A 15824-nucleotide genomic window follows, 5' to 3' on the forward strand; every position below is an offset into this window, starting at 1 on the left:
TTGGTCACTCCTGAGGAAAGTCCGGCTGGAAATGCTGACGGACACGCCCATGGCTTATGTCGAAAGCCTGGAGGCGGCGCGGCGGCAAACGGATGCGCAGTGGCAGGAGCGGACTGCCGCTATGGCCGGCGATTCCAGCGTGACGCTGGTGGCTGACGGTGGCGTGGATGGAAGTCCGTTCTGTGCGCTGATGAGGGTTGTCGTGAAGCATCCTCAAGACCCGCAGAAGCCCCTTCAGGCCATGCTGATAAGTGTCTACGTTGCCCCCGAACATCGAGGTTTGGGGTTGGCTGATGAGCTCCTTCACGCGGCGTGCGAGGCTGCCCGGGTCGATTTGGGTGCTAAGGTCTTGGAGTTGGGCGTCCACGAGGACAATACGCGGGCGCTGGCTTTCTACCGGCGGCACGGTTTCAATACCACAGGGGACAGCCGGCCGTATCCGCAGGACACGTCCAAGCGGGAACTGGTCATGGAAAAGGTCCTGGAGCAGTAGCCGTTGGTTGAGGCGGGAGCCCCGGTTCCCGGGATGAGCGCCAGCCTAGGAAGCGTCACTCCTGGGCACGGCCGTGCTCGAACGAACCACGAGCCTGGTGGGGTGTTCAGTATCGGACGGTTCAAGGACCAGGCCATTGTTGATGGCGCCCAGTAAGGTGCGCACGGCCAGTGCTCCTTGCCCCTTCGCGTCCTGGTCGATGGTGGTGAGGCCCATGACCTTGCCGAGGTCGTGTCCGTCGATGCCGATGACCGAGAGGTCCTCTGGAATCCGCAGGCCGAAGTCACGCGCAGCGAGAATGGTGCCGATGGCCATCTCGTCTGATGCCGCGAACACCGCTGTTGGTCGCTCTGGTGCGCCTCCCAGCAATTGTCGGGCAGCGGCGTAAGCGCCTTCGATAGTGAAGTCGGCGGAAACGATCCATTCGGGCCGAACCTGGGAGCCGGCGTCGTTCATTGCTTTCTCGAAACCACCGCGCCGTGTCCCGGGAAGCTGGAAGTCCTGCTCGTATGCTTCTTCGCCGGTCATGTGGGCGATCTTGGTGTGACCCAGGCCGATCAGGTGGTTGGTGGCTTGCTGTGCAATCGCGGAATCATCGATCCGGATGGTGGATGCCCCCGGAAGGGGCCCGCCGATTCCAACGATCGGCCGGTGCACGGCGAGGAGCTGCTGCATCTCGTCCTCGCTGAGCTCCAGGGAGACCGCAATGACCGCGTCCACGCGCTTGCGCAGCAGGAAGTCGTTGAACACACTGTGCCGGTGTTGGGGGTCTTCCCCGATGTTGTAGAGCGTGAGGTCGTATCCGGCACTCAGGAGCGCCGCGGAGGCACCCTCGATCACCGCTGAATAGAACCAGCGGTGGACCGAGGGCACCACCAGGCCCACGTTGTGGGTACGGCCGGAAGCCAGGCTCGAGGCGTGATAGGAAAGCACGAAGCCAAGCTCGGCTGCGGCTGCACGTGCCCGTTCCCGGCTGGCGGGGGAGACGTTGCCTTTGCCACTGAGCGCGCGTGAAACCGTGGCAACGGAGAGTCCCGATCTCTCGGCTACGTCCTTGATGCCGGTCATGCTGCTCCTCGGTGGGAAAGTTAGCTGGTTGTGAGCCAGATGCTCTCCCCCGAGCTTAGTAGATCGGTGCCCTGCAGATTGGAGCCCACGGGATGGGCGCCGGCTGCTGCCGAACTGCGAAGTATTACCTTGCCGTCGGGAAGCGGCAGGGGCTGGTTACCCACATTCATGATCACCAGGGTGTCGCCGTTGAGGTAGGCGAGCGAGGAGTCGGTGCAGTAGTCCTCCACCCATGCCAGGGAACCCTGGCCCAGCCGACGTTCGGCGCGTTCGGCGAGCATTTCCCGGTAAAGGCTAAGGTGCGACGCCGGATCCTCCTGTTGCTTGTCCCTCGCCAATGCGGCCCAGGACTCTGGTTGCGGCAGCCAGGGTTCCTGGCCATCGCCGAAACCGGCATGCAACTCCGACGAACGCCAGGGCAACGGTACGCGGCAGCCGTCCCGGCCTATCCTTTCTCCGCCGGTCCGGGCGAAGGTTGGGTCCTGACGCATGCTTCCGGGAATGCTTGTGGAGTCAGGCAGCCCAAGCTCTTCCCCTTGGTACAGGTAGGCAGCACCGGGGAGGCCAAGCATGAACATGGTGGCCGCGGCAGCCCGGCGTCGTCCGAGTTCTTCATTGGGCTGTACATCGTCGGGACCGATGCCGTCGCCGTCGCGGGGACCGGGGCCCTCGTAACCGAAGCGGGAGGCGTGCCGGACGACGTCGTGGTTGGACAGTACCCATGTGCTGGGAGCGCCAACCGCGTCCAGGGAGACCAGCGAATCGGTGATGATGTGGCGCAGGCGGTTCACGTCCAGACCGGCGTGCAGGTACGGGAAGTTGAAGGCCTGGTGCATTTCGTCGGGCCGAACCCACTGTGCCAGCCGTGGAAGGGGATCGACGTTGGCTTCGGCGCAGAGGATCCGGTCGGGGCCATATTCCTCCAGGATGGAGCGCCAGCGCCGGTAGATATCGTGCAAGGCGGGTTGGCCGAACATGGGGGCATCGTGGCCGGGGTAGCCATCGGAGCTGTTGCCATCCGCGCGTCCGCCCCAGTTGGGCAGGCCGGCGGCTTTCACCAGCGCGTGGGCCACGTCAACCCTGAAACCGGAAATGCCGCGGTCCAGCCAGAAGCGGAGGACCCGCTCGAACTCGGCGTGCACGGCATCGTTGTCCCAGTTGAAATCCGGCTGGGAGGAATCAAAGAGGTGCAGGTACCACTGTCCGGGCTGGCCATCCGGTTCCATGATCCGGGTCCAGGCGGGGCCGCCAAAATGGGACTGCCAGTTGTTGGGAGGTTCGTTTCCGTCAGGTCCTTGGCCGTCCCGGAAGATAAACATGTCCCGCTCGCGGCTATTGGCCGGAGCCGCGAGTGCGGCTTGGAAGGCGGCGTGTTGGTCGGAGCAGTGGTTGGGAACAAGATCTGCAATGACCCGCAGGTGCAGGCGGTTGGCTTCGTAGATGAGGGCATCGAAGTCCGCGAGGCTGCCGAACAGCGGATCGACATCGCAATAGTCGCTGACGTCATAACCTGCGTCCCGCTGCGGTGAGCGGTAGAAGGGCGAGAGCCAGACGGCATCAACGCCCAGTTCGGCGAGCTGGGCGAGTTCACGGGTGATACCGGCGAGGTCACCGATTCCGTCGCCATTGAGGTCACGGAAGGATCGCGGATAGATCTGGTAAATGACTGCGGAGCGCCACCATCCGTGGGCCCGGGAGGCCTCGTGGACGGGGGTCAATGCAGTGAAAGCTGCAGAGGGCGCGGACGCCTCAACTGGAAGCAATGAATCAACAGACATGAACACATCGTAGAAGACCAGGCATCAGATTGGAAACGCTTTCAGTCAAAATTGTCCTTCCATGACAGCAATGTTTGGTGGGGGGGTTTACCAATCATCGTTTTGACATGTACTGTTTGGAAGCGCTTGCAGTTGTGAGCCACATCACCGACGTTGCCTCTGGGCGAAGAGCCCCGCCGTCGAAGCACATAAGGAAAGGGACACCAATGAAGGTGCACAACACCCTCGCGACTCAGACCACCCGCCGCGTTTTCGCTACCGGCGCGATCTCCGTGGTCGCAGCCCTGGCCCTGAGCGCCTGTGGCGGCAGCGCCTCCACCGCTCCCAGCTCGGAAGCCACGAAGCAGGACCTCAAGGCAGCCGGCGCCGGCACCATCACCATGTGGGTAGATGCCGAACGGTCGCCGGCGTTGAAGGACATCACCGAAAAGTTCAAGTCCGACACCGGCATCGAAGTCAAGCTCGTAGTGAAGGATTTCGCTGCCGTCCGCGATGACTTCATCACTCAGGTTCCTACCGGCCAAGGCCCGGATCTGATCGTTGGACCGCATGACTGGATTGGAAAGTTTGTTCAAAATGGTGTGATCGCACCGGTGGAACTGGGCGACAAAGCCAGCCAGTTCCAGGATTCGTCCATCAAGGCCATGACCTACAACGGCGCCGTCTACGGCGTACCGTACGCGATCGAGAATATTGCCCTCCTGCGAAACACCAGCATCGTGGACAGCAAGGCGAGCACCTTGGATGAGGTAGTGGCCAACGGCAAGAAGGCCGTTGCAGAGGGCAAAGCCACCTTCCCGTTCCTGGTGGGCATGGATCCCAAACAGGGCGACCCGTACCACCTGTACCCGCTGCAGTCATCCATGGGTTCGCAGGTTTTCGGTAAGAACGCCGACGGCGGTTACGATGCCAAGCAGCTGCTCATTGGTGACGCTGCCGGCGTCGAATTCGCCAGGAAGCTGGCCGCCTGGGGCGATGCCGGCGAGAAAATCATCAACTCCAACATCACAGGCGACATCGCCAAGGAGAAGTTCCTTGCCGGAGAATCTCCCTACTTCCTGACGGGTCCGTGGAACGTGCCGGATGTTCAGAAGAAGGGCATCAAGTTCGCAGTTGATGAGCTGCCCACGGCCGGTGGCGAGGCAGCGCAGCCATTCATCGGCGTCAACGGTTTCTTCATCAGCGCCAAGAGTGCCAACGCCCTGGCCACCAATGAGTTCGTCACCAACTACCTCACCTCAGAGTCCGCCCAGGACTCCATGTACACGGCCGGCGGTCGCCCGCCGGCGCTCAAGGCATCCTTTGAGAAGGCAGCCAGCGATCCCGTAGTGGAGGCCTTCGGCAAGATCGGCGCCACCGGCGTGCCCATGCCGGCCATCCCCGAAATGAGCGCCGTCTGGGCCGACTGGGGCGCCACGGAACTGGCCATCATCAAGGGCCAGGGCGATCCCGCTGAAGCGTGGACCAAGATGGCCGCGAGCATCAAGTCCAAGATCGGCGGCTGACGCCGCAACCGGTGATTCCACCGGTCTGCCCGGGGCCGGACGGTGCCCGCCGTCCGACCCCGGGCCCACCGTCCGGCCCATGCCAGCCGCAAACTGCTTTACTCCAAGGATCAAAGATGCCAGAGCCAGATCTCCACGAACTGCCAGCCAGTCCAGCCAGTACGACGCCGGTGCAGCCGCCTCGCGGTGCTCCCCACCAGAAGGCTGCCCACCAGAAGGCTGCACACCAGAAGGCTGCACACCGGAACGCTGCCCGCCGGAAAATAGGGAACGGCAGCCGGGGCCCCGACTCCATCAAGGGCACCATCCTAAAGATCGTCCTGTTGGGCGTGGTGGATGCCTTTGCCGTGTACGTGCTGATGATGCTGTTCCTGAGCCAATCATGGGCCGCGCTCGCTGTCTCCTCGCTGGTGGTCCTGGCGATTAACTGGATCTATTTGCGCAGGGGCGGGCTTCCGGCGAAGTATCTGGCTCCGGGTGTGCTGTTCCTGCTGGTGTTCCAGGTCCTGGTGGTGTTCTTCAGCGGCTATATCGCCTTCACCAACTATGGCGACGGGCACAACAGCACCAAGGAAGACGCCATCGCGGCCATCCAGCTGACTGCCCAGAAGCGCGTCCCGGATTCGCCCGCATACAAGGCGGCCGTGCTGACCAAGGGCGATACGTTCTACCTCTTGTTTACGGACCCCTCCGGCAAAGCTCAGATAGGCAGCACCGAGGCGCCGCTCACTGACGTCTCCGGGGCGGGAAAGGATGCCACCGGCAAGGCCAACTCCCTTCCCGGTTACGAAACACTGAAATTCCAGGAGATCGTGGCCAACCAGCAGGAAATCCTGAAGATTACCGTTCCCGTCTCGGAGAACCCCGCTGATGGAACCCTGCGCACCGCCGACGGCAGCACCGCCTACCAGTTCAAGCCGGCGCTGAGCTACGACGCCGCCACCGATACCTTCACTGACAGCGAGACCGGCACAGCCTACCGCGACAACGGCAAGGGCGCCTTCGCGGACGCTGACGGAGAGACGTTGGCCACCGGCTGGAAGATCGACGTAGGCATGGAGAACTTCGCCCGCGCCTTCACCGATCCGAGCCTCCGCGGTCCACTCCTGGGCGTCATTCTTTGGACTTTCACCTTCTCCGTAGCCTCCGTTGCCTTGACGTTCGCCATGGGACTGTTCCTGGCCATCACCTTCAACCGTGAGGATCTGCGCGGCAAGAAGGTTTACCGGATCCTGATGATTTTGCCCTACGCATTCCCGGCATTCCTGTCTGGATTGGTGTGGTCGGGCATCCTCAACCCCGAGTTCGGGTGGCTCAACCAGACACTGCTGGGCGGGGCGAACATTGGCTGGCTCACGGACCCTGTCCTGGCAAAGATCAGCGTGCTGGTGGTCAATGTGTGGCTCGGATTCCCGTACATGTTCCTGGTATGCACCGGGGCACTCCAATCCTTGCCAACAGAAATTGACGAGGCTGCCCGCATGGATGGAGCATCCCCTTGGCGAGTGTTCCGCTCCATCAAGCTGCCGCTGCTGCTGGTCTCGGTGGCACCGCTGCTGATCTCCTCCTTTGCGTTCAACTTCAACAACTTCAATGTCATTTACATGTTGACCGGTGGCGGCCCGCGCTTTGCAGACACCGATCGCGATATCGGAGCCACGGACATCCTGATCACGCTGGTCTACAAGGTGGCGTTCGGCCAAGGCACAGGGCGCGACTACGGACTGGCAAGCGCGCTCGCCATCATCATCTTCATCATCGTGGCCACGATTTCGGCCGTTAGCTTCAAGCAGACCAAAGCACTCGAGGACGTGAACTAATGAGCGAGGCACAGGTACGCACCCTCCCCACCATTGAACATGCGCACGACGGCGGTCCCGCATCGCCGGCGCCAAAGCGGCGTCCCTTTGGGGTTTGGTTCAAAGACAAGGGCTGGCGGCACGCCGTCGGGATCGTCACCACCATCTTCGCCGTGTTCCCGCTGCTCTATGTTTTGTCGGCGGCACTGGACTCCAATGGCACCTTGGTAGGCTCCAACGGTCTGTTCTCCAGATTCGATACCGGCAACTTCACTGCGCTCTTCAGCGATCCAAGCCGTCCCTTCGGCCGCTGGTTCTTCAATACCCTGGTGGTGGGCCTGGTTACTTCCGCCGCCACGGTCTTCCTGGGGGCGATGGCCGCGTACGCGTTCTCCCGTATGCGCTTCAAAGGCCGACGTGTGGGACTGTTGACCCTGCTCCTGCTGCAGATGTTCCCGCAACTGCTGGCCGTCGTCGCGATCTTCCTCCTCCTCAGCGGTATCTCGCAGGTGATCCCCGCCCTGGGCCTTGGCAGCCAACTGGGGCTCATCATGGTGTACCTCGGTGGCGCGCTGGGTGTGAACACGTACCTCATGTACGGCTTTTTCAACACGGTCCCGCAGTCCCTGGACGAAGCTGCCAAGATCGATGGCGCCAGCCATGTCCAGATCTTCTTCGGCATCATCCTGCGCCTGGTCACTCCCATCCTGGCGGTTGTTGGACTCCTGGCATTCATCGGTATCTCCAGTGAATTCGTGATCGCCAGCGTTGTCCTGACCGATCCTGATAGCCAGACCCTCGCCGTCGGGCTCTATTCCTACGTGGCACAGCAGCGTTCGGAGAATTGGGGCGTCTTCGCCGCTGGCGCCGTCATCGCGGCTATCCCGGTCATGGCGCTGTTCCTCTTCCTGCAGAAATACATCGTCAGCGGCCTTACCGCTGGCTCAGTAAAAGGATGACCATGTCGCTTGCCGTTCCACATCACGACGGATCCGCTCTTTATGTTTCGAGCCATGCTCCCGGGCGGATTTCCTTGGGCGAGGTTGTTCGGCTTCGCCTGCGCGTTCCGCAGGACTGGGGTTCCGCGTCCCGCGTTTGGGTCCGTTCCGTGCAGGACGGCGAGCCGCGGTACGACGCCGCGATCCGGCTCGGCAGCATCGATGGCTGGGTCTGGTGGGAAACGGCGATGCTGGTGGCCAATCCTGTGGCGAAATACCGGTTCCTGCTGGAAATCGAGATCAGCAGCGCGAGTGGGCGGCACTATTGGAACCTCAACGCCCAAGGGCTTTTCAACAGAGACGTTGCTGATTCAGCGGACTTCCGCCTCACCACATTTGCCCCCGCACCGCAGTGGCTGCATCAGTCCACCATGTACCAGGTGTTTCCGGACCGTTTCGCCCGCTCTGCCCAAGCCGATGCTCACCCCCTCCCGGACTGGGCTGTGGGCAGCTCGTGGGACGAAGCAGTAGTGGCTACCGGGCGGGAAACGCCCATTCAGTTCTATGGCGGTGACCTGCCCGGAATCACGGGGAAACTGGACCATCTCCAGGAATTGGGCATCGACGTTCTCTACCTGACGCCCTTCTTCCCGGCCCGTTCCAACCACCGCTACGACGCCTCCACCTTCAACTCCGTGGACCCGCTCCTTGGCGGGAACCAAGCGCTGGTGGAGTTGGTGGAGGCGGCGCACTCCCGGGGCATTCGTGTGATGGGTGACCTTACCGCCAACCACACGGGCGAAGCACACGACTGGTTCGTGAAGGCTCTCGCCGATCCCGGCTCGGAGGAAGCGGGTTACTACTACTTCAGCGAGGACCATTCGACGTACGAGTCGTGGTGGGGTGTGCCGTCGCTGCCGAAACTTAACTGGTCTTCGGACGCCCTCCGGCGGCGTTTCGTGACGGACGAGGATTCGGTGGTTGCCCGGTGGCTCAAGCCGCCCTTCAACCTGGACGGCTGGAGGATAGACGTCGGCAATATGACCGGACGCCTTGGCTCCGTGGATCTGAATCACGAGGTTGCCCGGCTCATCGCCGAGCGGGTCCGTGAGATCAACCCGGATGCAGCTTTGTTGGCCGAGTCCACATCCGATGCCGCGCCGGACTTCACGGGTGAGCACTGGCACGGTGCCATGACCTACTCCAACCTCACCCGGCCACTGTGGTCCTGGCTTGCCGGGGATGCACCGCACGTAAACTTCTTTGGGTCGCCCCAGGCAGGACCCAACAAGATCGAGGCCGAAGCCTTCCTGGCCACCCATCTGGACCTCACTGCGGGATTTAGCTGGGGTGTGCGAAATAACACGATGAATGCGCTCAACACACATGACACCGCACGCGCAGCGACAGTAATGCTCGACGGCGGCCAGGAAGTTGGCGCGCTGCTCACCTTCACCCTGCCGGGCGTTCCTGTCCTGTTCGCGGGAGACGAGTTTGGCCTTGAAGGCTTCAACGGCGAGGACTCCAGGACGCCCATGCCGTGGGGCTGGCAGGAAGGAAAATCCGGCCGCCACCCCGTCAAGGATCTGCGTTCCTTCTACTCGGCCCTGGGGCGGCTAAGGAGTGGGCTGCCCGCACTCACCGAAGGCGGGCTGCGCTGGATTCACGCGGAGGCGGACGCCGTGGTATTCGTGCGTGAGACCACTGATTCTGCAGTCCTGGTCATGGCCGTCCGCGACTCCGCCCGGGTCTGCCTGGATAAGGCCGTCCTTTCCAAGCTGCAACTCGAATCGCTGTCCGACGCACCCCTGCACAGCTTTGGGAACATCTCGACGAGCCGGGGGAGTGAGGGCGACGTACTGCTATGCGCGGACGGCATTTCTGCTGGTATCTGGTCCCTGCCCGGAACCTGCCTTCCTACGGTGGTGGGTGGCGCTGATTAGACTGGGAGCACTGAAAACTCTGCGAAGACTGCCGATTTGGCGTGTCCGCGGAGCTCATGTGTGAAGGGACCACCTTGTCGGACGAAACGGCTATGGCCGGAACAACAGAGGAAAGCATCAAAGGCCGCACTGTCGGCCGCCCGGAAGCCGTGCAAACGGACGCCGGCCACAGTGCCAGGCAGCGCGCGTTCTTGGAGAGCCTTGCCGGCGGACTCCGGCCCGGCCAGATCGCCGAAGATGAAGCCACCCGCACGGTCTATTCCGTAGATCAAGGGCCATTGCTGGAGCGACATTTGCCGCTCGCCGTCGTCTGGGCCGAATCCGTGGAAGACGTCCAAAACATCGTCCGCAGTTGCGCAGCCTACCAGGTGCCAATCGTCGCGCGTGGTGCCGGAACGGGTGTCTCGGGAGGCGCACACGCCACCCAAGGCTGCATCGTGCTCAGCCTGGAACGAATGAACCGCATCCTGGACCTCAACCCCGACGACGAGACCGCCGTCGTCGAACCTGGCGTCATCAACGCCGAACTCAATGCCGCAGCCGCCGAACACGGGCTCATGTATGCACCGGATCCGGCCAGCTACAAGATGTCCACCATCGGCGGCAACGTAGCCACCAACGCAGGTGGACTGCGCTGTGCAAAATACGGGGTGACACGGGATTCTGTACTGGCACTGGACGTTGTCCTGGCCGACGGTTCACTGCTCCACACCGGGCACCAAACGTTCAAGGGCGTTGCCGGATACGACCTCACGGCACTCCTGGTCGGCTCCGAAGGGACACTCGGAATCGTCGTGGGCGTGACGGTCCGCCTGAAGTACCTGCCACGCGAAGTCCACACCATCGCCGCGTTCTACCAGGACTTCCGCAGCGCCGCCGCAGGCGTCCTGGCAGTAGGCAAAGCCCGGGTCCAGCCAGCCATCATGGAGCTCCTGGACAACGGAACACTCATCCAGCTCGACGAGATGAACGGCTCAGACCTGCAAACCCGCGGAAAATCCCTGCTGCTCATCCAAACAGACGGTTTTGGAGCAGCCGCGGAAGCCGACGTCGTCCGGCAAGTACTCGCCGAAGGCGGAGCCAAAGTCACCACCGAAGCCAGCGAAGAAGCCGAAATGCTCGTCGAACTACGCCGCAACAGCCGCGGCGTGGAAATGGACGACGAATTCAGGGTAGGCGAGGACATCGCTGTTCCACGCTCCAGGCTGGTGGACTTCGTGGCTGAACTCGAAGCCATGGCCGACCGCTTCCAGGTCCGCCTCAAAGTGGTGGCCCACGCTGGAGACGGAAACCTCCACCCCACGTTCTGGATGGACCGGGTAGACCCCGCCACAGACGCCGACGCCCTGGTACGCCTCAACGCTGCCCTTGATGAATCCATCCGGGTCGGCCTCGAAATGGGTGGCACGATTACCGGTGAGCACGGCGTGGGGCAGTACAAGCTCCGATGGCTCGGACTGGAACAACCTGAGCCGGTGCGGGAACTGCAGCGGCGGATCAAGGAGTTGTTCGATCCTGCGGGGATTCTTAATCCTGGGAAGGCTATTTAGGGGTTTGCCTGCGGGGGTGGTGGCGGACCCGGGTGGCGGGCCGCAGGGCCGAAACGCTCTGCGCGCTCGGTCGTTCCTCCCTTAGACGCGCGCTGCCGCGTCCCGGCTCTGCGGCCCTGTCGTTCGGCTCGCCACGCGCGCTGCCGCGTCCCGGCTCTGCGGCCCTTTCGTTCGGCTCGCCACGCGCGCTGCCGCGTTCCGGCTCTGCGGCCCTGTCGTTCGGCTCGCCACGCGCGCTGCCGCGTTCCGGCTCTGCGGCCCTTTCGTTCGGCTCGCCACGCGCGCTGCCGCGTTCCGGCCCTGCGGCCGTTTTGCGACCTCCACCTTCCGTCCGGGATGGTATTCCAAACAGTTGCCTGCTTTTCTCCCGTCGCATAAACCTCGGGCCATTTCGCGGGTTTACTTTCTGCGGTGCGCCTCGTAGTCTTGTTTGGTATACCAAAGTTGCTATGAGGAGAATTGCGTGCGCGAGAAGCGTTTGGGGCTGGGTGGGCGGCGTTCTCGGGTGTCCCGTGTCCTGGTGTTGTTGGCTTTGGTGCTGGTCTCCGTCAATCTTCGGCCTGCCATCACCACCATTGCCGGTGTGATGAACCAGGTCCCCGGGGCGTTTCACTTGGATCCGGCTATGCTCCCTGTTTTGGGTACGTTGCCGGTCCTGGCCTTCGGTGTTTCCGGGCCGATTGGGCCGTGGCTTGCCCGGCGGTTTGGAACAGGGCCTGCCGTGGCGCTTGCACTGTTGGTACTCGCTGCCGCGTTGATCGTCAGGGTCCTTGTACCCCCGCTCCTCCTTCCCGGCACGTTCCTTGCAGGCATGGCAATCATGACGGCCAGTGTGCTGGTTCCGCAGATCGTCAAGGCGAACCACGGCTCTGGTTGGTGGACGGGGCTCTGCACCATGGGCTTTGGGCTTGGAGCAGCGCTCGGCGCAGGTTTGGTCCAGCCCCTTGCCCAGGCTTTCGGCGGGAGCCTCGCCTGGGCGCTGGCGGTGTGGGCCGTCCCGGCACTGTTGGGAGCATGCCTCATCCAACGCTCCGGAAGACGGTCGACGGCGGCGGCAGGCGCCTCCGCCGGCAAAGCCGGGTCAACGGCAGGCGCCGTTTCGCCGCTGACGCAGGGCGCGCCGTCGTTCTCTGTATTCCCGGCGCCTGTCATCCCGGCGCCCGTCAGCCCGTCGGAAGTCGCGCCCCTGCAAGTCACGCCGCTGCGTAAGCAGCGCACGGCCTGGGCTGTCACGGCCTTCTTTGGACTTCAGGCCATGCTCTACTTCGCGATCACGTCATGGCTGGCGGTTTATCTCGTCTCCAAGGGGCTGTCATCGGCGGACGCTGCTGCGTTGCTGGCCTGGTTCAGCCTGGCGGGGCTCCCCGCGAGCCTGCTGGCTCCTGTGCTGGCCGGTCGTCCTGCCATCCTGCGGATCATGGCACCCGGCCTGGGACTGGCGGTTGCCCTGGCACTTTTGGGAGTCCTCGCGGCGCCGTCCGCCCTGCAGTTCTTGATGGTGGGGATCCTGGGAGTCGTCCAGAGCGCCGGGTTCGGCCTGGCGATGGCTTTGGTCGTGATCCGCTCCTCAGGTCCGCAGACAGCGGGAAAGCTCTCGGCCATGAGCCAAGGGCTGGGGTTCGCCCTTGCCTCGCTCGGTCCACTCGTCGCCGGGCTGCTCCATACCTGGACCGGAGGCTGGGAAGTGACGTTCTGGGCACTCGCGGCCCAAGCGGTGGTTCTGGCCGCTGCAGGCTTCCTGGCCATACGTGGGCCCGTAGTGAATGTTGAGCCGGTAAGCCATAATGCATCCCTCAATGGACTATTCACCCTCGCGCGCGGGGGTGAATAGTCCATTAGGCGGGGTTCGACCACTGTCGGCGGGCTATGCTCCGGCGTATCCTCTGCGATATGACCAACTCGACGTCTGCCGACAACACCCCCAACACTCCCGTCACTGAAGTCCTGGAGACCAACGAATGCTGGGAACTCCTCCGCGGAGTTTCAGTGGGCCGGCTTGCCGTGTGGGTGGACAACCACCCGGACATCTTTCCTGTGAATTACAAAGTGGACCACGGGACCATGGTTTTCCGCACAGGGGAGGGCACCAAGCTTCATGCAGCCCTTGGTGACGCTCCTGTTGCGATCGAGGCTGACGGTGTCGATGCGCAAACCGGAGTGGCCTGGAGCGTGGTGGTCAAGGGGCAGGCTTCCGCCGTGAAGCTGACGCAGGACGTGCTGGATACCATCGGCCTGCTGCTGTTTCCATGGGAGGCAGGGCAAAAGGACCAGTTCATCCGCATTGTTCCATCGGACGTCTCCGGGCGTCGTTTCAAGGTGACGCCTCCTGCAACCTGGTGGACGCCGCTGGATGATGCGCCCACAGCCAGGGGCGAGTAGCGCTTAACGCCGAAACCCGCTCTGTCCGCGCTCAGACCGTTGTACAGTCGGGAGCTCGGACACGAGCGGGTTTCGTAGCAGTTAGAGCAGTTCCAGTTGGTCGGCCACCACCTTGCCGGCGTGGATCACCGTGCGGTCCTTTCCACGGTCCATGACTGTGGAAGCTACAGTCTCGCCGTCCACCAGAAGCAGCTCGGCCGGATCTCCGACGTCGACGCCGGGACGGTGGGCAGTGTCCTTCAGCCTGGTAGCGCTGGGGTCAAGGATGCTCGCCCCACCGATGGTGGCGATCGCCAGGCAATGCTCGATTAACTCGTCCTTGCGGAAGCCATGGGTGAATGCGAGCTGCCAGGTGCGGTCCAGCATGTCCGTGTTGCCATAGGGGGACCAGTAGTCCCGCTGTCCGTCCTCGCCCAATCCATAACGCACCCCGGCCTCTGTCAGGAGCGGGATGGGCAGTTGGCCTGCGGCAGCCGGGGCAACCGAAGCCATGGATACGTCAAGTTCCGCGAAGGCATCAATGAGCCTGCGCGTGGTGGCCTCGTTGACGCTGCCCAGTTGGTAGGCGTGGGACATGGTGACCTTGCCCTGCATACCCAGCGCCCGCGTGCGTTCCAACACGAGGTCGGTGCTGAAGACGCCCAGCTCGCCGGGCTCATGGAGGTGGATGTCGATTGGCACCTGGTACTTCTCAGCCAGGCCGAACACGATGTCCAGGTGTTTCGCCGGATCCCGGTCCAACGTGCACGGATCAATCCCACCCATGACGTTGGCACCCGCCTTCAGCGCCTCCTCCATGAGCTCCACCGTCCCGTCTTCAAGCAACAATCCAGCCTGCGGGAACGCGATGATATCCACGGAAGCCTGACCGGCGAACTTCTCCTTGGCAGCAGCAACGGCGTCGAAACGCTCCAGCCGGCAGTCCACATCCACCTGCGCATAAGAACGAACACGCGTAGTGCCACGGGCGATCATCCGGCCCAGGGTGTCATTGACGCGGTCCTGCAGGGGGACTTCGGCGTTGCGCCAGTTGAGGCGGTCGTTCATCATCATGGTCCACACACCCGGACCGCCGGTGTGCTCGCGGAACGGCAGGCCGATCCGGGTGGAGTCCAGGTGCACGTGGACGTCAGAGAAGGACGGCAGCAGGAGGCGTCCACGGCCTTCCACAACGGTCACGCCATCTGGAACGGCGCGCTCAGGGTCATGGGGCTCGACGGCGGTGATCTTGCCGCCTGCTTCGCCCGCTGCAAGGGTGACGTCGCTGAGCGCGTTCCCCCAAGGACGGACGGCGCGGATCAGGGTGTTCAATGTTTGCTCCTTTGCTGGTGAATCTATGTCCTGCGTCTATTGCACGCCTGCCATGGCTGCCGCGGCCATACCTGTGTGGTGGCAGGCTGGCTCGGCGGACTGGGCAGGCGTGGGAATCTGGTCGATGCAGCGTTGGCGCTGTTCCTCTGGAAGAGTGCCGATCAGAGGGCACCGGGTCCGGAAGACGCAGCCGCTGGGCGGATTGGCCGGTGATGGGAGGTCTCCCCGGAGCCGGATCTTCACTTGCTCGCGCGCTGCCCGGGGATCAGGCAGGGGCACAGCAGAGAGCAAGGCCTTGGTGTAGGGGTGCAGCGGGTTCCGGAAGAGCTCATCCCGGGGCCCCTGCTCCACGATCTTGCCCAGGTACATCACGGCAACGTCATGGGAAATGTGCCGGACCACGGAGAGGTCGTGGGCAATGAAGATGTAGGAAACGCCGGTGTCGCGCTGGATCTGTTGCAGGAGGTTCACTACCTGCGCCTGCACGGAGACGTCCAGCGCGGAGACGGGCTCGTCGCAAACAATTACCGACGGGTTGAGGGAGATGGCCCGGGCAATTCCGACGCGTTGCCGCTGCCCACCGGAAAACTCGTGCGGGAACCGGTTGTAATGCTCAGGTTTGAGCCCCACTTGGTCAAGGAGTTCCTTGACCCGGTTCTTCAGGCCGCCCTGCGGATTGATCTTCTGCGCCACCATGGGAGCTGCAATCGCCGTACCCACTGTCTGCCTCGGGTTCAGGGAGGCGAAGGGGTCCTGGAAGATCATCTGGACCTTGCGCCGGAAGTTGTACAGGTCCTTGCCGCGCAGCTGGCTGATGTCGGTGCCATCCACCATGATCCGCCCGCCCGTCGGGTCCATAAGCCGTGCCACCATGCGTCCCGTGGTCGACTTGCCGCAACCGGACTCACCCACGAGCCCCAAAGTCTGGCCTCGAGCGAGACTGAAGGAGACGCCGTCGACCGCTTTGACCGATCGCTTGGGAGCCCCCGGCAGGAGGCCGCCCTTGAGCGGAAAGTGCTTCTGGAGGTTCTCCACCTGGAGAATTGGTTGATGTTCCATG

General features: G+C 63.1%; 12 protein-coding genes. 8 read left to right on the forward strand and 4 right to left on the reverse strand.

Annotated features, from left to right (window positions below; genetic code table 11):
• Window positions 1-49: 49 nt before the first annotated feature.
• Complete coding sequence (locus AC6I99_RS04705) at window positions 50-493, forward strand: GNAT family N-acetyltransferase (RefSeq protein ID WP_497946317.1); 444 nt, start codon at window positions 50-52, stop codon at window positions 491-493.
• Between the two features lie 45 nt (window positions 494-538).
• Here AC6I99_RS04705 and AC6I99_RS04710 read toward each other — a convergent pair whose 3' ends face one another.
• Window positions 539-1561, reverse strand: a complete 1023-nt coding sequence (locus tag AC6I99_RS04710) for a LacI family DNA-binding transcriptional regulator (protein WP_497946313.1) — start codon at window positions 1559-1561, stop codon at window positions 539-541.
• A gap of 20 nt (window positions 1562-1581) precedes the next feature.
• Window positions 1582-3339, reverse strand: coding sequence for a glycoside hydrolase family 13 protein (locus tag AC6I99_RS04715; protein ID WP_497946311.1), 1758 nt, complete (start codon window positions 3337-3339; stop codon window positions 1582-1584).
• Between the two features lie 206 nt (window positions 3340-3545).
• Between AC6I99_RS04715 and AC6I99_RS04720 the strand changes: the two genes are divergently transcribed.
• The 7 genes from AC6I99_RS04720 to AC6I99_RS04750 all read left to right on the forward strand — a co-directional run bounded on the left by AC6I99_RS04720 (window position 3546) and on the right by AC6I99_RS04750 (window position 13453).
• Window positions 3546-4844: a sugar ABC transporter substrate-binding protein gene (locus tag AC6I99_RS04720; RefSeq protein ID WP_309926752.1), complete on the forward strand. Its 1299-nt coding sequence runs from the start codon at window positions 3546-3548 to the stop codon at window positions 4842-4844.
• Between the two features lie 116 nt (window positions 4845-4960).
• Window positions 4961-6664: an ABC transporter permease subunit gene (locus AC6I99_RS04725; RefSeq protein WP_497946307.1), complete on the forward strand. Its 1704-nt coding sequence runs from the start codon at window positions 4961-4963 to the stop codon at window positions 6662-6664.
• Window positions 6664-7602, forward strand: coding sequence for a sugar ABC transporter permease (locus AC6I99_RS04730; RefSeq protein WP_497946304.1), 939 nt, complete (start codon window positions 6664-6666; stop codon window positions 7600-7602). Before AC6I99_RS04725 ends, AC6I99_RS04730 begins: the two co-directional genes overlap by 1 nt.
• 2 nt (window positions 7603-7604) lie before the next feature.
• Window positions 7605-9524: a glycoside hydrolase family 13 protein gene (locus AC6I99_RS04735; RefSeq protein ID WP_497946302.1), complete on the forward strand. Its 1920-nt coding sequence runs from the start codon at window positions 7605-7607 to the stop codon at window positions 9522-9524.
• A 92-nt stretch (window positions 9525-9616) separates the two neighbouring features.
• Window positions 9617-11074 carry an FAD-binding oxidoreductase gene (locus tag AC6I99_RS04740; RefSeq protein WP_497946300.1) on the forward strand — a complete coding sequence of 486 codons (1458 nt, stop codon included), beginning with the start codon at window positions 9617-9619 and terminating at the stop codon, window positions 11072-11074.
• Window positions 11075-11537: 463 nt separating this feature from the next.
• Window positions 11538-12905, forward strand: a complete 1368-nt coding sequence (locus AC6I99_RS04745; RefSeq protein ID WP_497960530.1) for an MFS transporter — start codon at window positions 11538-11540, stop codon at window positions 12903-12905.
• A 59-nt stretch (window positions 12906-12964) separates the two neighbouring features.
• Window positions 12965-13453 (forward strand): pyridoxamine 5'-phosphate oxidase family protein, encoded by a 489-nt coding sequence (locus AC6I99_RS04750; RefSeq protein WP_497960531.1) that lies wholly within the window; start codon window positions 12965-12967, stop codon window positions 13451-13453.
• Window positions 13454-13534: 81 nt separating this feature from the next.
• On the opposite strand, the gene AC6I99_RS04755 is transcribed toward AC6I99_RS04750, so the two are convergent.
• Complete coding sequence (locus tag AC6I99_RS04755) at window positions 13535-14764, reverse strand: amidohydrolase family protein (protein ID WP_497960533.1); 1230 nt, start codon at window positions 14762-14764, stop codon at window positions 13535-13537.
• 36 nt (window positions 14765-14800) lie between these two features.
• Window positions 14801-15823, reverse strand: coding sequence for an ABC transporter ATP-binding protein (locus tag AC6I99_RS04760; protein ID WP_497960534.1), 1023 nt, complete (start codon window positions 15821-15823; stop codon window positions 14801-14803).
• Window position 15824: the final 1 nt, after the last annotated feature.

The organism is Arthrobacter sp. TmtSoilC77 (assembly GCF_059739415.1).